This is a genomic window from Fictibacillus sp. KU28468, assembly GCF_026153615.1.
Taxonomy (GTDB): Bacteria; Bacillota; Bacilli; order Bacillales; family Fictibacillaceae; genus Fictibacillus_C; species Fictibacillus_C marinisediminis.
Genome location: NZ_CP110666.1, coordinates 1644198 through 1663650 on the forward strand (window position 1 = coordinate 1644198; position 19453 = coordinate 1663650).

Consider the following 19453-nt stretch of genomic DNA (forward strand, 5'->3'; position numbering starts at 1 on the left):
GAAAGACACTCCCGAGGTTTCAATTCGAACGGAAAATGGACAATGCCCAGTAGAGTTGGACGCATGCAGGCGTTACGTGCAATTATGAGCGGAAGCATGAGCTTCAACCAGGGTGGCACCGCGGGTATATAACTCCCGTCCCTATTATTATTCAGATAATAATAGGGACGGGAGTTTTTTATTTTTCACGAAAGATTATTGGTTAACCAGGATGCAAGGAGGATGAAGGATGGGTTATCAAATCCCGAGAGGAACCCAGGATATTTTACCGGGTACAGTTGAAAAATGGCAGTTTATTGAAGAGAAAGCACGAGAAATCTGCAGCAGATACAATTACAAGGAAATCAGAACACCGATTTTTGAACATACAGAACTGTTTTTAAGAAGTGTCGGAGATACAACTGACATCGTTCAAAAGGAAATGTACACGTTCACGGACCGCGGCGATAGGAGCCTGACACTGCGTCCGGAAGGAACGGCAAGCACTGTCAGGGCTTACGTCGAGAACAAATTATTTGGCCTGGCTCAGCAGCCTACTAAATTATATTACATCGGCCCAATGTTCCGTTATGAAAGGCCACAGGCTGGAAGATACCGTCAGTTTGTACAGTTTGGCATTGAAGCCATGGGCAGCGATGACCCATCCATCGATGCGGAAGTCATGGCACTGGCGATGGATGTCTACAAGGAACTTGGATTAAAAAGTCTTCGTCTCGTCTTAAATACTTTAGGAGACAAAGAAAGCCGAAAAGCGCATAGAGAAGCGCTTGTGGCGCACTTTGAACCGCGGATCGGAGAGTTCTGCCATGACTGCCAGAACCGTCTTCAAACCAATCCGCTCAGAATCTTGGATTGTAAAAAGGACCGCGATCATGAACTGATGAAAACAGCTCCATCGATTCATGATTATTTGAACGAAGAGTCACGGGAATATTTTGAAACAGTCAAGTCGACATTGACGGCAATGGGAATCGAATATGTGATCGATCCTAAACTCGTACGGGGCTTGGATTACTACAACCATACCGCTTTTGAAATCATGAGCGATGCGGAAGGTTTTGGAGCTATCACAACGTTAAGCGGAGGCGGCAGATACAACGGCCTTGCAGAAGAAGTTGGCGGCCCAGCCACACCAGGGATTGGATTTGCAATGAGCCTTGAACGATTATTGCTCGCTTTAGATGCAGAGGGTGTTAAGCTGCCGATCGAAGATTCTCTTGACTGTTACCTCATTACCATGGGCGATCAGGCGAAAGAGAAAGCACCGTCTCTTCTCTATCGATTCCGTAAAGCCGGATTAAAAGCAGATAAAGATTATCTGGATAAAAAGATGAAAGCTCAGTTCAAAGCTGCAGACAGAACAAATGCCAAATTTGTTGCGGTCCTTGGCGATGATGAACTTGCGAATGGCGTCATCTCTGTTAAGGATATGGAGTCTGGTGAACAAACGGAAGTTGCACTCGACCAAGTCACAGAATATATACTGAAGCAAATTTGAGGAGGAATAACATCATGTCGGAAAGAACGCATCAATGCGGAACATTAACTGAGAAGCATGTCGGAGAAGAAGTAAAGCTTACCGGCTGGGTACAGAAGCGAAGAGATCTTGGAGGATTGATATTCATCGACCTTCGCGACCGTTCAGGACAGGTTCAGGTTGTTTTTAACCCCGAAGTATCCAGTGAAGCATTAGATATTGCTGAAAAAGTGAGAAGTGAATTTGTTCTCTCTGTTAAAGGGACTGTAATTGCACGTGAGGAAGGTACTATTAATGAAAATGTACCGACCGGCCGAATTGAGATTCAAGGTAAAGAGCTTGAAATCATCAACAGTTCAAAAACACCTCCTTTTTCCATTTCGGATGATAATGAAATTAACGAAGATGTCCGTTTAAAATATCGTTATCTGGATTTGAGAAGGCCGGTCATGCAGGAGACGATGAAACTGCGTTACCGTGTGACAAAAATGATTCGTGATTTTCTTGATCAGCAGGAGTTTATGGAAATTGAAACACCAATGCTGACAAAAAGTACTCCAGAAGGAGCCAGAGACTATTTGGTGCCAAGCCGGGTGCACCCAGGACAATTCTATGCCCTGCCGCAGTCTCCTCAGCTCTTTAAGCAGCTCTTGATGGTATCTGGATTTGAACGCTATTTCCAAGTCGTCCGCTGCTTCCGTGATGAAGATTTACGGGCGGACCGCCAGCCTGAGTTTACACAGATCGATATCGAGACTTCATTCCTTGGTCAAGAAGGCTTGATGAGCATGATGGAAGACCTTATGGTTCAAATGGCAAGTGAAGTCCGCGGATTCTCCGTACAGACTCCTCTGCCTCGTCTTACTTATGCAGAAGCAATGGAGCGCTACGGATCTGACAAACCGGATACACGTTTTGGGATGGAACTGATTAACGTTTCTGAAATTGTAAAAGAATCAGGATTTAAGGTATTTGCTTCTACCGTTTTGGATGGTGGAGAAGTCAAAGCCATCAACTTAAAAGGGCAAGCGGGCAAATACTCTCGAAAAGACATTGATCTGCTTACTGAATTCGTGAAACGGTATGGCGCAAAAGGATTGGCATGGCTCAAGTTTGAAGAGAATGAATTAAAAGGGCCGATCGCGAAATTCTTTACTGATGAAGAAAAACAAGGCCTTCTTGCTGCTTTAGAAGGTGAAGAGGGAGATTTATTCCTGTTCGTCGCTGACAGCAAAAAAGTAGTTGCCGATGCTCTTGGAGCACTTCGCCTAAAGCTGGGTAAAGACCTTGATCTTATCGACGAAAGTGTGTTGAACTTCCTTTGGGTCGTTGATTTCCCGCTTGTTGAATATGATGAAGATGCAAACCGTTACGTTGCTCTTCACCATCCGTTCACGATGCCGAAAGAAGAAGATCTTGATCAGCTTGAGAGCAATCCCGGAGCTGTTCGTGCAAAAGCGTACGACCTTGTATTAAATGGGTATGAACTTGGCGGAGGATCTCAGCGTATTTATCAGCGTGATCTTCAGGAAAAAATGTTCAAGACGCTCGGATTTACTGAAGAGGCAGCAAAGGAAGAGTTCGGTTTCTTAATGGATGCTTTTGAATATGGTACGCCACCGCATGGCGGTATTGCTTTAGGCCTAGACAGACTCGTGATGATTCTTGCCGGCAGAAACAACTTGAGAGATACGATCGCATTCCCGAAAACAGCCAGCGCAAGCTGTCTGTTAACGAATGCTCCATCACATGTTAGTGAAAAACAGCTCAATGAACTTCACCTCGCCGTAAAAGTGGAAAAAGAGAACGGACAAAAGGCATAGGTAAGAAGTTTGAACTGTTAGAAAATTTAAATAATACGCTCCGATTCGCTTGTTTTCAATAAAACGATGTGGTATGATTTATACCAATAAGAGTCCTGATGTGTTCGTTAATACCGAATGTTTTGAGCCAACACTTTTTATTCGGGAGTCAGTGTTTCTGCAAGGCGTGCATGCCTCCGCGAAGAGGAAGCATAAATTGCGGAACAGGGCACCCACCTGCGAGAGCAGGTTCAAAACTTAGGAACTGACGGCACAGTTGGGACTCTCATCCAACACTTAATCTAATACAAGAATATAGAGGAAACCCGGACGGTTTGTCCGGGTTTTTGTTGTTTTTTGCTGCGGGATTTGAGTAAAGGTTGTACATGACAGGGAAATAGTATATTCTTTTTAGGAAGTAAGCTAAGAAGGTACTATGAAGTAATGTCTAGCTTCAGCGCCTAGGGATGAAAATGAATTTCAGTTTTCAGTGTTGCTGAGTAAGAGTTCCAGCACTTGTCGGACCTTAGCAAGTCGCTTGCGCTTTTCTAGACTTGAAAGGAGAAGGTTCATGTTACATCAGTTTTCAAGAAATGAGCTCGCCATTGGCGAAGATGGATTAGCCGCTTTAAAAGGAAGCACTGTCGGAATTCTTGGTATTGGAGGAGTCGGTTCTTTTTCAGCTGAAGCGCTTGCCCGAGCTGGAATCGGCAAACTTATCCTTGTGGATAAGGATGTTGTGGATATCACGAATGTCAACCGGCAGATCCATGCATTATTGTCCACGGTAGGCCAGTCCAAAGTAGAACTTATGAAACAGCGCATTGCGGATATTAATCCCGAATGCGAAGTGATAGCATTACAAATGTTTTATACAGAAGAGACGTATGAACAGTTTTTTGCGTACGGCCTTGATTTTGTTGTGGATGCATCGGATACGATCACCTATAAAGTGCATCTTGCAAAGGAGTGCCTGACAAGAAAGATTCCGATCATTGCCAGCATGGGAGTGGCGAACAAGCTGGATCCGACTAGACTTCGCATTGCGGATATTTCAAAAACGTCGTATGATCCGATTGCCAGGGTAATGAGGCAGCGTCTTCGGAAGGAAGGCATCCATAAAGGAGTAACAGTAGTTTTCTCCGATGAAAAACCCGTTCAGATCAGAGAAGACATCCGGGAGAAAATTGTTCCTGAAAATGCTCCAGGAATCAGAAAAGCTAAAATGCCGCCGTCCTCCAATTCTTTTGTTCCATCCGTTTCGGGACTGTTTATGGCTGGCCACGTGGTAAACAAACTTCTTGAAATTCATAACATTACCATTAATAGAATGAATTGATTCATGCAAAAAAAGAGCCGCTGAAATCAGCGGCTCTTTATTTTGCAAGTTTTTCTAGGTTTCCATTTTTGTCCATTCTGAAACTTTGGTTATCTGCGGCATCATCCTGCAGCAGCACCATTCTTCTTGCACGGTCCATAATCTGCAGCAGTGCCTGGTAATCTTCTTTCATGGCCGCAAAGTCTTTTTCCACCTTGTTCAGCTGCTCAGTAAGCTTCTGGTTTTGATGGAAAAGTTCTTCATTTTGCCGTTTTAGTGAGGCATTCTCGCCTTCTATTCGCCCATTTGCGAGACCGTTTCTATTGATTTCCGATAAGTAATCAATCACATCATTAAGGCATATATTCTCTGTCTGAAAGGTCTGGTAGGATGCCTGAGCAGGCTGAATGCTTGGAACAGGCACTGCTGCTGTGTAGGCAGGTTCAGCCAGCTCCTGCTGAGGGGCAGTAGAGGTGAACGGTGTTCTGAAAAATTCTTCAGGATGGTATACTTCATCATCTGCTGGTACCGCCTGTTTAACCGGAGCTTTTACTGGTTTGCTTTGCTGCTGGCCTTTAGCGATCGCCCGCTGCCGTTCTTTTCGCTGTTTTTTGGCAATCTTCAATGCTTGTTCGTATTTCTTCCTTACAATCGCATTCCACCGGAAGCCTACAGCTGCGCTCGTGCGCTCCAGTTTATCGCCGACTTCCTCAAAGGCATGGAGCTGCGTACTGCCTTCGCGCACATGACGCAATACAGTTTCCGCAAGAAGTAGATCATCTTCTTCAGACCAGGCATCCTGTCTTACTTTTATCATATATATCCTCTCCTTGATTCATAATGTACGAGTTTATGTTCTCATTTTGAGCAAAAGGAGAGGATTCTATACGTGCTCAGCAAAAATTGATAGTTTTTTATTAACAGAGTGCTAGATTATGTTTCACTTCGTTTTCTTTCGTTAAAGTAATCAAGCCTTTTCTGTATGCTTTTTTCAAAACCTCTGCCAGTCGGCTCGTAAAAGGTTTTGTTCTTCAAGTGGTCAGGCAAGTATTGCTGAACGACATACCCATCCTGGAAGTTATGAGGATATTGATAATCTTTGCCATGCTCCAGCTGGCTAGCCCCTTTATAATGCGCATCACGTAAATGGATGGGAACCTGTCCGCTTTTTTCTTTCTTCACAGCCTGAAGTGCATTATCGATGCCCATGATAACTGCATTGCTCTTTGGAGCGGTAGCGAGATAAACTACCGCTTCGGCCAGAGGAATCCGAGCTTCAGGCATTCCGACGAAATCCACCGCGTAAGCTGCAGCTTGCGCAACGAGAAGGGCGTTCGGATCAGCGAGGCCGATGTCCTCAGCTGCGTGGACATAAATCCTCCGGGCGATGAACCTTGGATCTTCACCGGCATAGATCATCTTAGCCAGCCAATATAGGGCGGCATCTGGATCAGAGCCTCTAATGCTTTTTATAAAAGCAGAGATCGTATCATAATGGTTGTCCCCTTTTTTGTCGTACTGCAGCACCCGCTGCTGAATGCTTTCTTCTGCAATTTCCAGGTTTATGCGAATCTGGCCGGAAGCGTCTGGTTTTGTCGTCAGAACAGCGAGCTCCAAAGCGTTCAATGCAGTCCTGGCATCTCCGTTGGCTACAGACACGAGGTGGCTGAGTGCATCATCATCCATTGTAATATTGTATTTTCCGTAGCCTCTCTCTTTATCTTCAAGTGTATGAAGGATTACAGAGCGTGTGTGTTCATCTGTTAAATGTTCAAAACGGAACAAGCGTGATCGAGAAAGCAAGGCAGGGTTGATTTCAAACATTGGACTTTCCGTAGTTGCACCGATTAAAATTACCGTTCCATCTTCAACGAAAGGCAGGAGGGCGTCCTGCTGGCTTTTATTGAAGCGGTGTATTTCATCTATAAAAAGAACCGTTTTCTTTTCATCCATCAACAGCCGCTCTTTCGCTTCACTCGTCACCCTTTTGATGTCAGCAACTCCGGAAGTGACGGCGTTTAATTGCTCAAAGTAGGCAGATGTGGAATTGGCGATGATTTTCGCAAGCGTCGTTTTTCCTGTTCCGGGCGGCCCAAAAAAAATCATCGGTGTGAGCTGATCCGCTTCGATAGCTCTCCTTAAAAGCTTTCCTTCACCTACAATATGGGATTGGCCGATAAATTCTTTTATTGACCGGGGCCTCATTCGGCTTGCGAGCGGTCCCATCGCTTTTTTTTCATGAGATTGGTGATCACTGAACAAATCCATTTGAATCCTCCTAATAAGAAAAGCGCAAGCGCCCTGATAAGGCCCTGCAAGTGCTGAAGCTAGACATTCATGCATCTCATTCTTTTGTAATCAAAAGGTACTATACCGTTCATTTGAATGCAAGAATAAGCTGTTTCATGCTATAATAGTTTGGGTTTATATGCAAAAACAGGCACAAGGAAGGAAATACTAATGAAAATAGTAAACCGCTTCGCAAGGCTCTTCTTTGTCAAATGGCTTGTGTTTTTTATGGGTCTGCTGATCATGTCATTTGGAATCTCTCTCATGATTAAAGCCAATTTAGGCAGTGCCCCGTGGGATGTTTTACATATCGGTTTGTATTATCAGTTTGGTTTATCAATCGGTACTTGGTCAATTATTATTGGATTTCTTATCATTGGTGCGACCTCATGGCTTACTAAAAAACGGCCGCAGGCCGGAGCCTTTCTGAACATGCTTTTTGTAGGGATATTTATAGATGGTTACTTGATGCTGCCGTTTTTTAAAACACCTGATTCAACTGCGGCGGCAATTATTATGTTAGCAGGCGGGCTAGTCATTAACGGTTTTGGAATCGGGCTATACATTGCAAGTGACTGCGGCGCCGGTCCGCGGGACAGCTTAATGCTGGCATTGACAGAGAAAACCGGCAAAAAGGTTGCCCACATCAGGCTGTTCATGGAACTTTTTGTTCTGGCAGGAGGGTGGCTGCTAAAGGGACCCGTTTCCCTCGGTACCATCCTGTTTTGTGTATCCATTGGCAGCATTGTGGGATATACCTTGTCTTTTTGTAAAAAAATCGTTAACTAATGGATAGAACGGAGCGTGTATGATGAAGATCTCAACAAAAGGACGATATGGCTTGACCATCATGATGGCCTTGGCAAAAAAGTTCGGTGAAGGGCCTGTCGCTTTAAAATTGATTGCGAAAGAACACAGTTTGTCCGAGCACTACCTGGAGCAGCTGATCTCTCCGCTAAGGAATGCCGGGCTTGTAAAAAGCATCAGGGGTGCCTATGGAGGCTATGTTCTTGCTCAAGACGCCAAAACCATCACTGCCGGGGACATCATTCGGGTTCTCGAGGGGCCGATCAGCCCTGTAGAGGTTATGGAAGACGAAGAGCCGGCAAAGCGTGATCTTTGGATAAAGATCCGTGATGCAGTAAAAGATGTACTCGATAACACAACATTGGATGATCTTGCGAACTATCAAGGCGAAGGAGAACAAGACTCCTACATGTTTTACATTTAATGAATGAAAAGAAAGCGGGTGATCCTATGGATCGCATCTATGTAGACCATGCGGCAACGTCCCCGATTCATCCGGACGTTGTGCAGGAAATGCTGCCTTATTTTACAGAACACTTCGGAAATCCTTCCAGCATTCATCAATTTGGCAGAAAAACACGCCAGCTGCTCGATGAAGCGAGAATTACAGCAGCAAAAAGCATCGGCGCCCATCCCAACCAGATCATGTTTACGAGCGGGGGAACGGAAGCGGATAATGCCGCAATTTTTGGCACAGTTTATGCCAATAGCGAACATGGCAAGCACATCATCACCACGCAGATCGAGCATCATGCCGTACTTCATGCTTGCGAGGAGCTTGAACGTCAAGGGTTTGAGGTAACATACCTGCCTGTGGATGAAACAGGGAGAATTTCAATTCAAGCTCTAAAAAAAGCGTTGAGAGAAGATACGATTCTTGTCACAGTCATGTATGGAAACAATGAGGTAGGAACAATCCAGGATATACAGGCGATCGGGGAGATTTTAAAAGATCACCACGCCTATTTCCATACAGATGCCGTGCAGGCATACGGAGTTCTCTCACTAAACGTTCAAGAATTGCAGGTCGATCTGCTGAGTGTATCCGGCCACAAGATTAACGGACCAAAGGGAACGGGATATCTTTATATTGGTGATGGGGTCTCCATTGCACCATCCTTTTTTGGCGGAGAACAAGAGCGGAAACGCCGGGCAGGAACAGAAAATGTTGCTGGAATTGCGGGTTTCGCGAAGGCCATTTCCATAATGGCTGAAGAAGGTCCTCAAAAAGCAGAAACATATGAAGGTTTTAAAAAGACCATGTTGTCCATATTTAAGGAAGAAGGCATTGAACACATGGTAAATGGTTCTGCTGAACATGGGCTGCCTCATATCTTAAATGTCAGCTTTCCGGGTGTGAAAACAGAAGTGCTGCTCGTAAACCTTGATCTGGCAGGAATTGCGGCTTCTAGCGGATCAGCCTGCACAGCAGGATCGATTGAGCCTTCCCATGTACTCACGGCAATGTTCGGAAAGACAGATCGAACAAAGAATGCGATCCGATTCAGTTTTGGATTGCATAATACAGAGGAACAAATCGAGAAAACGGCACGTGAGACAGCAAAAATAGTGAAACGTCTGCAAAAATAAGGTAAACTCTAAAATATGCATTTTTTCAAAAAAGCATAAGACATGCTCTCAATAGATTTTACGAGCCATTGAAAATGAAAGGGGGGGTGAAAGAGAATGTCAGCACGACAATCAAAATCACCTGCAGAAACACGCGTCGTCATTGGGATGTCGGGCGGTGTGGATTCTTCTGTTGCAGCACTCTTGCTTAAACAGCAAGGCTATGACGTCATCGGGATTTTTATGAAAAACTGGGATGATACAGATGAATTCGGTGTCTGTACGGCAACAGAGGATTACAATGATGTAATCGCTGTTGCGAATCAGATTGGAATTCCTTATTACGCCGTTAATTTTGAAAAAGAATATTGGGACAAGGTCTTTACCTATTTCCTTGAAGAATATAAAGCGGGAAGAACTCCGAACCCGGATGTTATCTGCAATAAAGAAATTAAGTTTAAGGCATTTCTTGATCATGCCATGAACCTAGGAGCTGATTTTGTTGCAACAGGCCACTATGCCCGTGTTGTGGAAGAAGAAGGAGAAGCAAAGATGCTTCGAGGTGTTGATGAGAACAAAGATCAGACCTACTTCCTGAATCAGCTGTCACAGGAGCAGATTGAGAAAACGATGTTCCCGATTGGCGAATTGAACAAGCCGGAAATTCGCAAAATTGCTGCTGAAGCCGGGCTGGCCACAGCGAAGAAAAAAGATTCCACAGGCATCTGTTTTATTGGAGAACGGGATTTTAAAGAGTTCCTCAGCAATTATCTTCCAGCAAAACCAGGTGAGATGCGTACGCTCAATGGAGATGTAAAAGGCAAGCATGACGGGTTGATGTATTATACCATCGGACAGCGCCATGGCCTTGGCATCGGAGGAAGCGGAGATCCGTGGTTTGTTGTTGGCAAAGACTTGAAGGAGAACGTTCTTTTCGTGGAACAGGGCTTTGATCATGAAGCGCTCTACAGTGAAAGTCTGGTTGCAGTTAAACCAAGCTGGGTAAGTCCGCAGCCAAAAGAAAAAACATTTCATTGTACAGCAAAATTCAGATACCGTCAGCCTGATAAAGGTGTTACCGTCACTCAACTGGATAATGGGACCCTTGAGGTGGTATTTGATGAACCACAGCGTGCGATTACGCCGGGCCAGGCCGTTGTCTTCTATGACGGAGATGTCTGCCTTGGCGGTGCTACCATTGATGAGGTTATCAAAAACGGAGAACCTATTTCTTATTTATAAGCCGACCAGTCCTTTGTATATGAAGGACTGGTTTTTTTTATTAAGGTGCTCCATTCTTTGTTATACTTTAATCAGAACAGATTTCAGGAGGATGGCAGTGGAACAGGATTATTTTAAAAAGGGTAAATTAGAGGAAACGGCAAAAGCACTTGAACAGCAGATTGAAAAAGAACCGGGCAACCCGGTACCTTATATTAACTATGGGAATTTGTTATCGGCTGTCCACGAGCATGAGAAAGCCCTCGTTTTTTTCGAAAAAGCTCTTGAGCTTGATTCGGAAGCAGGAGCTGCTCTTTATAGTACGGGCATCGCATTCTATCAGCTTGAAAGGTTTCAAGAAGCAAGAGAATTCTTTCTCAAGGCGATGGAAAAAGGGGTGAATGAGGGCGACGTTCATTTTATGCTCGGTTTGTGCTTTGTCCAAAAAGGGGAACAAATCAGGGCTCTGCCGCATTTTCTGCGTGCATCAGAAATGAACGAAAACGACACAGAGTCCCTTTTTCAATATGGGCTCTGTCTCGCTCAGCTCGAGCAGGTAAAACAGGCAAAAAACGTTTTTTTAACGGTAACTGAAAAAGATCCGGGTCATGCAGATGCATTTTATAACCTTGGTGTGGCCTGTGTTTACTTCGATGAACTGGACGCTGCCAATCATGCTTTCAGCAAGGCGCTCAGTATACAGCCAGATCATTATCTCGCTGCAAACGGAAAAAAGAACGTGGAAAATAAAATGCAATAATGGCTGTGGAGAAAAAAGCTGTGCAGTCTGAATTATTTTAAAGTCAGGAGACCAAAGATGGATAAACAGTCTTCTTTCGATTTATTCGATGAACAAGCAAAATATTTAAAAGGCACGCTGCTTACTACCATTTTCTTTAATCAGGAAAACTTGTACACTGTCGCACGCATCCGCGTGCATGAGACGAATGAATCGTACGATGAGAAGGAGGCAGTAATCACAGGTACTCTTCCACCGCTGTATCAGGATGAACGCTATATTTTCTTTGGCCATTTCAAAGAACATCCGAAATACGGAAATCAATATCATGTGACACAGTTCCGCAAAGATATGCCGCAGACCAAAGAAGGAATGGTTCAATATCTTTCTGGTGACCTCTTCCATGGAATCGGCAAAAAAACAGCCGAAGCAATCGTCAATCATCTGGGGGAAAACGCCATTTCTGCGATATTGGAAAACCCGGATGTGTTGAATGGCATCCCGCAGCTGAATGAAGAAAAAGCAAAGAATTTGTATGACGTTCTTATTGAGCACCAAGGGCTTGAGCAGGTCATGGTGACGCTGAATCCATTTGGTATCGGTCCCCAGCTCTCAATGAAAATTTATCAAACGTATAAGGAAGAAGCTCTTCATATCATTCAAAATAATCCGTACCAGCTCATCTATGACATTGAAGGAATTGGTTTTCAGCGTGCCGACGAGCTCGGTAAAGGGATTGGGCTTTCTTACAACCATCCGGAACGGATCAGAGCAGGCTGTTTATATATCCTTCAGGATAGGGGAACGGACGCCGGCCACGTTTATCTTCCTTCTGAACTTGTGATGGAAGAAGTGAAAAAACTGCTAACCAATGGAGAAGCTCCGATCAACGATTCAGATATTTTCCGTGAGATTGAGGCCCTGAGAGAGGATCAAAAAATCGTCATGGAGGATGACAGGCTCTATCTGCCCTCACTGTATTTTTCAGAAAAAGGGCTTGCAGAATCGGTAACAGGCATTGCCAGCCAGGAGGAGTATAAGGAAGCTTTTCCTCATTCCGAATTCCTAAAAGCACTGGGTGAACTGGAAGAAAGACTGGGAATCGAGTATGCGCCATCACAAAAGCAAGCTATCGAGACGGCTGTTTATTCACCGGTCATGGTGCTTACAGGCGGTCCAGGTACGGGTAAGACTACCGTTATTAAAGGGATTGTCGAAGTATATGCAGAACTGCACGGTGTTTCATTGGACCCTTCATCCTATAAGAAGGATGAACCGTTCCCTGTGCTGCTTGTTGCTCCAACCGGCAGGGCCGCAAAACGGATGTCAGAATCCACGGGTATTCCAGCATTTACGATCCATCGTCTGTTAGGGTGGAAAGGCGGAGCGGGCTTTGAACATAGTGATGAGAACCCGCTGGAAGGAAAACTCCTTATAATAGATGAGATGTCAATGGTTGACATTTGGCTTGCACATGCCCTGTTTAAAGCAGTTCCAGGCAATATTCAAATCATTATTGTCGGGGACGAAGATCAGCTGCCTTCTGTTGGTCCTGGCCAAGTGCTGCGGGATCTGATTGCATCGAAAGTGATTCCCACGGTTGAACTTAAAGACATTTACAGGCAGGCAGAAGGCTCTTCCATCATTGAATTGGCTCACAACATGAAGAACGGCGTACTTCCGAATGATCTGAGAAAAAGAAAAGCGGACCGAAGCTTCTTTTCTTGCCAGCCGCAGCAAGTTCTGGAAGTGGTGAAACAGGTGTGCCAAAACGCGAGGCAAAAAGGGTATACGCCCAGGGATATTCAAGTCCTGGCTCCCATGTACAAGGGCAATGCAGGTATCGATATTCTGAATCAGACGCTGCAGGAACTCTTTAATCCTTCAGGGCCGCAAAAGCGCGAGTTGAATATTCAGCAGGTGGCTTTCAGGGTTGGAGATAAGGTTCTGCAGCTCGTTAATCAACCGGAAGACAACGTGTACAACGGCGATATGGGAGAGATCGTATCCATTATTTATGCAAAAGAAACGACGGATAAGGAAGATCAGCTCGTGGTTGCGTTTGATGATGTGGAAGTCGTGTATACACGATCAGATTTTCATCATATAACACATGCTTACTGCTGTTCGATCCATAAGTCTCAGGGAAGTGAATTTCCGATCGTGATCATGCCAGTGGTGAAAAGTTATTTCCGTATGCTGCGAAGAAACTTGATCTATACCGGAATTACAAGAAGCCGAGAATTTTTAATTCTGTGCGGAGAAGAATCAGCCTTTGAACTTGCTGTTCAGCGTAATGATGAATCTGCCAGGTATTCGAGACTGAAGGAGCGGCTGACTCAGTTTAACATGGAAAACGTTTCAAGCATGAACCCTTAGAAGTCGTGGAATGATAAGAATGTTCGGAAGGGTGGGGGTTACTTTGCGGACATTTTCTTTTTTAAAAGGACGAAGAGCAATGCATGCCGATAGCCAAAAAATCATCGGACGAGTAGAAGATGTGGTGGCAGATTCTAAAGGAAACGTGCTTGGTTTCATAATTTGTGAAAAAAGGCTTTCCTTTTCCTTTCGAAAGAAGTATGTGCCTTACGCTTCTGTGTCGATGGCTGGCCAGGATTCTGTATTGCTGTGCAGCTGCAGGCCGTACAAGATACCCTTCCAAGATAAGGGGACTTTTACGATGGCAAAACATCCTCGCTGTATTTTAAAGCAGGCTCTCCTTTCAAAAGACGGAGAAACGAATGCCGTAGTAGAGGATGTATATTTTTCTGATGATTGGGGCAGGATTGTAGCAATTGAAGTGACAAAAGGTTTGTTTTCCGATTGGACGGATGGAAGATCTCTCATTTATTCCCACGAGCCGTTAACCATTGGGAAGCAGTCGCTTTTTGTACGATAAGTGCTATAAAGGAGGGCCCTCAATTTGAAATGCCCGAACTGCAGCTGCAAGGATATAGGCAAGATCGGTGTCAATCAGTATTATTGCTGGAATTGTTTTATCGAACTGTCCATTGTAAATGGCATGCTGTCCCTTCACCAAGTGGAAGAAGACGGCAGTCTGACTTCGCTTGATGATCTTTTTGAAGATCAAGATTTATCCTTTAATGCCGATGCACAATAACGTTAAGTGATCTTAATGAATGGGTGGGTGACAACATGAATAACATTTTAAAACCATTACTTGCCTTAGGCATCTGGGCAGCTTTCAAAGGAATTAAATCATCCAGAAAAAACGGGATGAATTTTATGAGGATGGACGACCTGTTATCTTCTAAAAGAGTAAGAAAAATGCGTAAGAGACTGGCAAAAGCCATTTATTAAAGAAATGAAAGTCCATGCTAAAAAAAGCATGGACTTTTTTTCATGAAATGAGAGGTTGGGGCAACAATATAAATGGAGGTGATTACTATACATCGAGAAAAGTATATGAAGTGGATCATCCGCCTGTCTCTGTTGGTACTTTTGTTTCTGTGCGGCTGGCTGCTGCTTAAACTTGCCCCTTTCTGGACACCTGTGCTGACAACGGTCAAAGCGGTGTTTATCCCTTTTTTTATTGCGGTGTTCATCACCTACTTGCTTCATCCCCTCGTAGAAAAACTGCATCATTGGGGCGTTCCGCGGACGCTGGCGATTCTGTTTATCTACGTTTTGTTTTTTGGCGGTATCGGCTACGGAGTATACAAAGGCATCCCATATATGGTGCTTCAGATACGGGAACTCGTCTCAAATATACCTGCCATATCAAAAACGTACCGTAACTGGCTGCTGGAAGTGGACCACCATACCTCCCGGCTGCCTCGTTCCATCCATCTCCGCATTGAAGATTATATCCAATCGGCTGAACAATACTTGGAAAAAAGTGCGGCCAATGTGATCGGATCCATAAAAAAAATTGTCGATTATTTTTTTGTCTTGATTATCGTTCCGTTCCTTGTCTTTTATTTTTTAAAGGATATTGATGCAATTAAACGAGCATGCTGGTATATAACCCCGAAAAAATGGCGGAAAGAAGGCATTCACTTATTGAAAGATATTGACCGGTCTCTTGGCGGCTATATACGCGGGCAGCTGTTTGTCGGGAGTCTTCTCGGTGCAGCTGCTGTGCTCGCTCTCTGGCTGGCAGGCATGCCTTATCCGATTATTCTTGGGATTATTATTGCCATAACCGATGTTATCCCTTATTTTGGACCAATTCTTGGTGCTGTTCCGGTTATATTCATCGCATTCACGATCTCTGTAAAAATGGTGCTGATTGTTGCAGGAATTATGCTTGTGCTTCAATTTATAGAAGGAAATATTTTAGGGCCTCTAATCGTTGGCAAAAGCCTTCATATCCATCCAGCTCTGATTATCCTCGCCCTTCTTGCAGGGGGAGAAATTGGTGGAATTCTTGGCTTGATCCTAGCTGTTCCTGTGTTTTCTATACTTAAAGTGATCGTTGTTCACATTCGTGATCACAGACTTACGGCAAAGATTGACAAAATGCCCTAGAAGGAATTATACTTACTGCAAGATAAAGCAAAACGATGATGGAGATAAGTACGTTTCTACCCTTTTATAGAGAGGAAACCCACGGCTGAAAGGTTTCTAAAAGTAAGAGGAACGGAAAGCTACTCCCGAGTGCAATTAATACCTGCCGGTTAAACCCCGTTAACGTTTATTTAAGGTGATGATCCCCATTGAAAGCGGGTTCATAACCAGGGTGGTACCGCGTGAATAACAACTCTCGTCCCTGATGCAGATCAGGAACGGGAGTTTTTTTATTTGCCTGTCGTTTTTACACCAGAAAGGAGATAGGAAAGATGAAAACTTTAACGTCTGCTCAAGTAAGACAAATGTTTCTGGATTTTTTCCAGGAGAAGGGCCACAGTGTCGAGCCAAGCGCATCACTCGTCCCCCACGAAGATCCGTCTTTGCTATGGATTAATAGTGGAGTAGCAACGCTGAAAAAATACTTTGACGGCAGGGTCATCCCTGAAAATCCAAGAATCGTGAATGCGCAGAAATCAATCCGTACAAATGATATTGAAAATGTAGGAATCACAGCAAGACACCACACATTCTTTGAGATGCTTGGGAACTTTTCTATCGGGGACTATTTTAAAGAAGAAGCCATCATTTGGGCTTGGGAGTTTCTAACAGATCCGAAATGGATTGGTTTTGATCCTGAAATGCTTTCTGTAACCATTCATCCGGAAGATGATGAAGCATTCGATATCTGGAACAAGACAGTAGGGGTGCCTGCAGAACGAATCATCCGTCTGGAAGGAAACTTCTGGGATATCGGAGAAGGGCCGAGTGGGCCAAACACAGAGATCTTCTATGACCGAGGAGAAAAGTACGGTAATGACCCAGAAGATCCGGAACTTTACCCGGGTGGAGAAAATGACCGTTATCTTGAAGTATGGAACCTTGTTTTTTCCGAGTTCAACCATAATCCTGATGGAACGTATACTCCACTTCCAAAGAAGAATATTGATACAGGAATGGGCCTTGAGCGCATGGTTTCCGTCATCCAGAACGTTCCGACCAACTATGACACAGATCTCTTCATTCCTGTGATTCGGCTGACTGAACAGCTTTCAGGCAGCAAGTATGGAGTAAGCAAGGAAACAGATACGGCGTTTAAGGTAATTGCTGACCATATTCGAACGGTTGCTTTTGCGGTTTCAGATAATGCTCTGCCTTCAAATGAAGGACGCGGTTATATTCTTCGCCGCCTGATCAGAAGAGCGACACGCTTCGCTAAACAGATAGGCTTAGATCGTCCGTTCATGTTTGAACTTGTACCGACTGTTGCTGACATAATGGTTGATTTTTATCCTGAAGTGAAAGAGAAAGTTCCTTTTATTCAGCGCGTCATCAAGAACGAAGAGGAACGTTTCCATGAAACCATCAATGAAGGATTGGCGATTCTTGAGGATGTCATCCAAAAAGAAAAAGCATCAGGCAGCAGCACGATTGCAGGAAAAGATGCGTTTAAACTCTATGATACATTCGGTTTTCCTTTTGAACTGACCGAAGAGTACGCTGCTGAACACAATATGGAAGTCGACCGTGCCGGTTTTGAAAAAGAGATGGAAGCACAGCGTGAACGTGCTCGTTCTGCACGCCAGGATGTAGATTCCATGCAAGTGCAGGGAGGCGTACTCAGCGATATCAAAACCAACAGTGAATTTGTCGGTTATGATGAAGAAAGAAGTACTTCAAAAGTGCTGGAGACTCTTCAAAACGGTGAGCGGGTAGACCTGCTAGGCGAAGGAGAAGAGGGGCAGGTCATCTTGGATCTCACTCCGTTTTACGCTGAAAGCGGCGGTCAGGTAGCCGATCAGGGAACTATTATTGGAGAAGGTGTAGAACTGTACGTGAAGGATGTACAGAAGGCGCCGAACGGTCAGAACCTTCATACTGTAACGGTAGTGAAAGGAAGCTTGCGCAAAGGGATTGAAGTCGTGGCACAAGTAAATGCTGAAAAGCGTGCTGCCATTGTAAAAAATCATACGGCTACCCACCTTCTGCATCAGGCGCTGAAAGATGTTTTGGGAACCCATGTTAATCAGGCTGGTTCTCTCGTCGCCCCAGGAAGACTTAGATTTGACTTCTCTCACTTCGGAAGTATTTCTCCTGAGGAACTGGAACGCATCGAGGAAATCGTCAATCAGAAAATCTGGAAGACGATCGCAGTGGATAAGATGCTGAAACCAATCGATGAAGCAAAATCTATGGGTGCAATGGCTTTATTCGGAGAAAAGTACGGAAAAGTGGTCCGTGTCGTTCAGATTGGGGATTACAGCCTTGAGCTTTGCGGTGGATGCCACGTTCATAATACATCTGAGATCGGATTGTTTAAGATCCTTTCTGAGACAGGAATCGGTGCTGGAACAAGAAGGATTGAAGCTGTAACAGGACAAGAAGCATACCAGGCGATGAAGGAACAGGTTCAGGTTCTTCGTGACGCTGCTGCTATACTGAAAACCAATACAAAAGAAGTGCCGCACCGCATCGAAACACTTCAAAGCCAAGTTCGCGAACTTCTGCGTGAGAAGGAAGCTTTGTCTTCTAAATTAGGCAACTTGGAAGCAGGAAGCTTAATCAACGAAAAAGTAGAGGTCAATGGTGTTTCTCTGATCGTTAAAAAAGTAAATGCTGCAGATATGAATGGCCTGCGGTCCATTGTTGATGATTTAAAAAATAAACTTTCGAGCGGAATTGTAGTACTCGGAGCAGTAAATAATGATAAAGTAAACATTGTAGCCGGAGTTACAAAAGATTTGATTTCAAAAGGCTTCCATGCCGGCAATCTTGTAAAAGAAGTAGCTTCACGCTGCGGCGGAGGCGGCGGAGGCCGTCCTGACATGGCGCAAGCTGGAGGAAAAGATCCCGGAAAATTGGAATCTGCATTGGAATCGGTGATTGAAGCAGTTAAATCTGTTTGCTAATCACAGCATTAAGGGTACAATGACTGTATAAAGGGAAAATACATTCAGTCAAAAGGGAGAAGTTAGAGAAAGAGGTGTTGGCCGTGAGTTCTATGGATAAAACAATGAAGTTTAATTTTCATGACGATTCAATGGATCCAAATGTACAAAAAGTGCTATTCTCCGTTTATGAAGCACTGCAGGAAAAAGGCTATAACCCGATTAATCAAATTGTCGGGTATCTGTTATCAGGAGACCCAGCCTATATTCCGCGCCATAAGGATGCCAGAACGATGATTCGTAAAATTGAACGGGATGAACTTATTGAAGAACTGGTTAAATCCTATCTTGATACGAAGGAAAAGGATTCTCTCTAATGACCAGAATTCTAGGACTTGATGTGGGTTCCCACACGGTTGGAGTGGCCGTCAGCGATGCCATGGGCTGGACTGCTCAGGGAATTGAGACGGTCAGGAGAAAACCGCATCAGCCCGACGAAGTCTTTGAACGTATTGGCGAGTGGGTCAAACAGTACGAAGTTGAAGAAATTGTAGTAGGCTTACCCAAAAACATGAACGGATCCATTGGTCCGAGCGGTGAAGCATGCCAGGAATTTGCCCGAGAGGCTGAAAAGCGGTTTGAACTTCCCGTCGTGTTATGGGACGAGCGGTTAACGACGATGGCGGCAGAAAAAATGCTGATTTCAGCAGATGTCAGCCGCAAGAAGAGGAAACAAGTGATTGATAAGATGGCAGCGGTTTTGATTCTGCAAGGTTATTTAGACAGCCGCCAATTAAAAAATTGAGGTGATTC

18 protein-coding genes, 1 other RNA gene and 2 other annotated features (1 of these 21 running past the window's edge) are annotated in these 19453 nt (G+C 44.5%); of the genes, 17 read left to right on the forward strand and 2 right to left on the reverse strand.

The annotated features are described in order from the left end of the window. Positions 1-146, forward strand: a binding site (T-box leader); it begins 91 nt to the left of the window's first position. 83 nt (positions 147-229) lie between these two features. From hisS to OKX00_RS08420, 4 genes are all read left to right on the forward strand, one after another. Beyond that, positions 230-1498, forward strand: coding sequence for a histidine--tRNA ligase (gene hisS, locus OKX00_RS08405; RefSeq protein WP_265410097.1), 1269 nt, complete (start codon positions 230-232; stop codon positions 1496-1498). Between the two features lie 14 nt (positions 1499-1512). Next, complete coding sequence (gene aspS, locus OKX00_RS08410; protein WP_265410098.1) at positions 1513-3300, forward strand: aspartate--tRNA ligase; 1788 nt, start codon at positions 1513-1515, stop codon at positions 3298-3300. A gap of 89 nt (positions 3301-3389) precedes the next feature. Continuing rightward, a non-coding RNA gene (gene ssrS, locus OKX00_RS08415) (6S RNA) lies at positions 3390-3567 on the forward strand. 283 nt (positions 3568-3850) lie between these two features. Further along, positions 3851-4618 carry a tRNA threonylcarbamoyladenosine dehydratase gene (locus OKX00_RS08420; protein WP_053357729.1) on the forward strand — a complete coding sequence of 256 codons (768 nt, stop codon included), beginning with the start codon at positions 3851-3853 and terminating at the stop codon, positions 4616-4618. Between the two features lie 37 nt (positions 4619-4655). Here OKX00_RS08420 and OKX00_RS23220 read toward each other — a convergent pair whose 3' ends face one another. Together OKX00_RS23220 and OKX00_RS08430 are read right to left on the reverse strand one after the other, a co-directional pair. Next, positions 4656-5414: an RsfA family transcriptional regulator gene (locus OKX00_RS23220; RefSeq protein WP_322114354.1), complete on the reverse strand. Its 759-nt coding sequence runs from the start codon at positions 5412-5414 to the stop codon at positions 4656-4658. A gap of 116 nt (positions 5415-5530) precedes the next feature. After that, complete coding sequence (locus OKX00_RS08430) at positions 5531-6865, reverse strand: AAA family ATPase (RefSeq protein WP_053357732.1); 1335 nt, start codon at positions 6863-6865, stop codon at positions 5531-5533. A 192-nt stretch (positions 6866-7057) separates the two neighbouring features. On the opposite strand from OKX00_RS08430, the gene OKX00_RS08435 reads away from it, so the two are divergent. The 13 genes from OKX00_RS08435 (at position 7058) to ruvX (ending at position 19445) form a co-directional block, all read left to right on the forward strand. Beyond that, the gene (locus OKX00_RS08435) at positions 7058-7675 is read left to right on the forward strand and encodes a YczE/YyaS/YitT family protein (protein ID WP_265410099.1); all 618 of its coding nucleotides are present in this window, start codon (positions 7058-7060) and stop codon (positions 7673-7675) included. A gap of 22 nt (positions 7676-7697) precedes the next feature. Continuing rightward, positions 7698-8117: a cysteine metabolism transcriptional regulator CymR gene (gene cymR / locus OKX00_RS08440; RefSeq protein ID WP_053357733.1), complete on the forward strand. Its 420-nt coding sequence runs from the start codon at positions 7698-7700 to the stop codon at positions 8115-8117. A 26-nt stretch (positions 8118-8143) separates the two neighbouring features. Further along, positions 8144-9283 carry a cysteine desulfurase family protein gene (locus OKX00_RS08445; protein ID WP_062236971.1) on the forward strand — a complete coding sequence of 380 codons (1140 nt, stop codon included), beginning with the start codon at positions 8144-8146 and terminating at the stop codon, positions 9281-9283. Positions 9284-9379: 96 nt separating this feature from the next. After that, positions 9380-10504 (forward strand): tRNA 2-thiouridine(34) synthase MnmA, encoded by a 1125-nt coding sequence (gene mnmA, locus OKX00_RS08450; protein WP_053357734.1) that lies wholly within the window; start codon positions 9380-9382, stop codon positions 10502-10504. Positions 10505-10595: 91 nt separating this feature from the next. Next, on the forward strand, positions 10596-11243 hold the full coding sequence (locus OKX00_RS08455) for a tetratricopeptide repeat protein (protein WP_416054310.1): 648 nt from the start codon (positions 10596-10598) through the stop codon (positions 11241-11243). A 57-nt stretch (positions 11244-11300) separates the two neighbouring features. Next, positions 11301-13601 (forward strand): SF1B family DNA helicase RecD2, encoded by a 2301-nt coding sequence (locus tag OKX00_RS08460; RefSeq protein ID WP_265410101.1) that lies wholly within the window; start codon positions 11301-11303, stop codon positions 13599-13601. 79 nt (positions 13602-13680) lie between these two features. Next, positions 13681-14121: a PRC-barrel domain-containing protein gene (locus tag OKX00_RS08465; RefSeq protein ID WP_265410102.1), complete on the forward strand. Its 441-nt coding sequence runs from the start codon at positions 13681-13683 to the stop codon at positions 14119-14121. Positions 14122-14145: 24 nt separating this feature from the next. Further along, positions 14146-14343: a hypothetical protein gene (locus OKX00_RS08470; protein WP_053357738.1), complete on the forward strand. Its 198-nt coding sequence runs from the start codon at positions 14146-14148 to the stop codon at positions 14341-14343. A 35-nt stretch (positions 14344-14378) separates the two neighbouring features. Beyond that, positions 14379-14543, forward strand: coding sequence for a hypothetical protein (locus tag OKX00_RS08475; RefSeq protein ID WP_265410103.1), 165 nt, complete (start codon positions 14379-14381; stop codon positions 14541-14543). A gap of 105 nt (positions 14544-14648) precedes the next feature. Continuing rightward, a complete protein-coding gene (locus tag OKX00_RS08480) occupies positions 14649-15713 on the forward strand; it encodes an AI-2E family transporter (RefSeq protein ID WP_265410104.1) in 1065 nt (354 codons plus the stop codon). Positions 15714-15739: 26 nt separating this feature from the next. Then, positions 15740-15959, forward strand: a binding site (T-box leader). Between the two features lie 65 nt (positions 15960-16024). After that, a complete protein-coding gene (alaS, locus tag OKX00_RS08485) occupies positions 16025-18661 on the forward strand; it encodes an alanine--tRNA ligase (RefSeq protein WP_265410105.1) in 2637 nt (878 codons plus the stop codon). Between the two features lie 83 nt (positions 18662-18744). Continuing rightward, a complete protein-coding gene (locus OKX00_RS08490) occupies positions 18745-19017 on the forward strand; it encodes an IreB family regulatory phosphoprotein (protein ID WP_053357741.1) in 273 nt (90 codons plus the stop codon). Then, positions 19017-19445 (forward strand): Holliday junction resolvase RuvX, encoded by a 429-nt coding sequence (ruvX, locus tag OKX00_RS08495; protein ID WP_091004271.1) that lies wholly within the window; start codon positions 19017-19019, stop codon positions 19443-19445. The genes OKX00_RS08490 and ruvX overlap by 1 nt, the downstream gene beginning before the upstream one ends. Positions 19446-19453: the final 8 nt, after the last annotated feature.

What these genes read in the sequence shown, in the direction of transcription:
- hisS (WP_265410097.1), top strand. Translation starts at nt 230, where the DNA reads ATGGGTTATCAAATCCCGAGAGGAACCCAGGATATTTTACCGGGTACA.
- aspS (WP_265410098.1), top strand. Translation starts at nt 1,513, where the DNA reads ATGTCGGAAAGAACGCATCAATGCGGAACATTAACTGAGAAGCATGTC.
- OKX00_RS08420 (WP_053357729.1), top strand. Translation starts at nt 3,851, where the DNA reads ATGTTACATCAGTTTTCAAGAAATGAGCTCGCCATTGGCGAAGATGGA.
- OKX00_RS23220 (WP_322114354.1), bottom strand. Translation starts at nt 5,414, where the DNA reads ATGATAAAAGTAAGACAGGATGCCTGGTCTGAAGAAGATGATCTACTT.
- OKX00_RS08430 (WP_053357732.1), bottom strand. Translation starts at nt 6,865, where the DNA reads ATGGATTTGTTCAGTGATCACCAATCTCATGAAAAAAAAGCGATGGGA.
- OKX00_RS08435 (WP_265410099.1), top strand. Translation starts at nt 7,058, where the DNA reads ATGAAAATAGTAAACCGCTTCGCAAGGCTCTTCTTTGTCAAATGGCTT.
- cymR (WP_053357733.1), top strand. Translation starts at nt 7,698, where the DNA reads ATGAAGATCTCAACAAAAGGACGATATGGCTTGACCATCATGATGGCC.
- OKX00_RS08445 (WP_062236971.1), top strand. Translation starts at nt 8,144, where the DNA reads ATGGATCGCATCTATGTAGACCATGCGGCAACGTCCCCGATTCATCCG.
- mnmA (WP_053357734.1), top strand. Translation starts at nt 9,380, where the DNA reads ATGTCAGCACGACAATCAAAATCACCTGCAGAAACACGCGTCGTCATT.
- OKX00_RS08455 (WP_416054310.1), top strand. Translation starts at nt 10,596, where the DNA reads ATGGCAGTGGAACAGGATTATTTTAAAAAGGGTAAATTAGAGGAAACG.
- OKX00_RS08460 (WP_265410101.1), top strand. Translation starts at nt 11,301, where the DNA reads ATGGATAAACAGTCTTCTTTCGATTTATTCGATGAACAAGCAAAATAT.
- OKX00_RS08465 (WP_265410102.1), top strand. Translation starts at nt 13,681, where the DNA reads ATGCATGCCGATAGCCAAAAAATCATCGGACGAGTAGAAGATGTGGTG.
- OKX00_RS08475 (WP_265410103.1), top strand. Translation starts at nt 14,379, where the DNA reads ATGAATAACATTTTAAAACCATTACTTGCCTTAGGCATCTGGGCAGCT.
- OKX00_RS08480 (WP_265410104.1), top strand. Translation starts at nt 14,649, where the DNA reads ATGAAGTGGATCATCCGCCTGTCTCTGTTGGTACTTTTGTTTCTGTGC.
- alaS (WP_265410105.1), top strand. Translation starts at nt 16,025, where the DNA reads ATGAAAACTTTAACGTCTGCTCAAGTAAGACAAATGTTTCTGGATTTT.
- ruvX (WP_091004271.1), top strand. Translation starts at nt 19,017, where the DNA reads ATGACCAGAATTCTAGGACTTGATGTGGGTTCCCACACGGTTGGAGTG.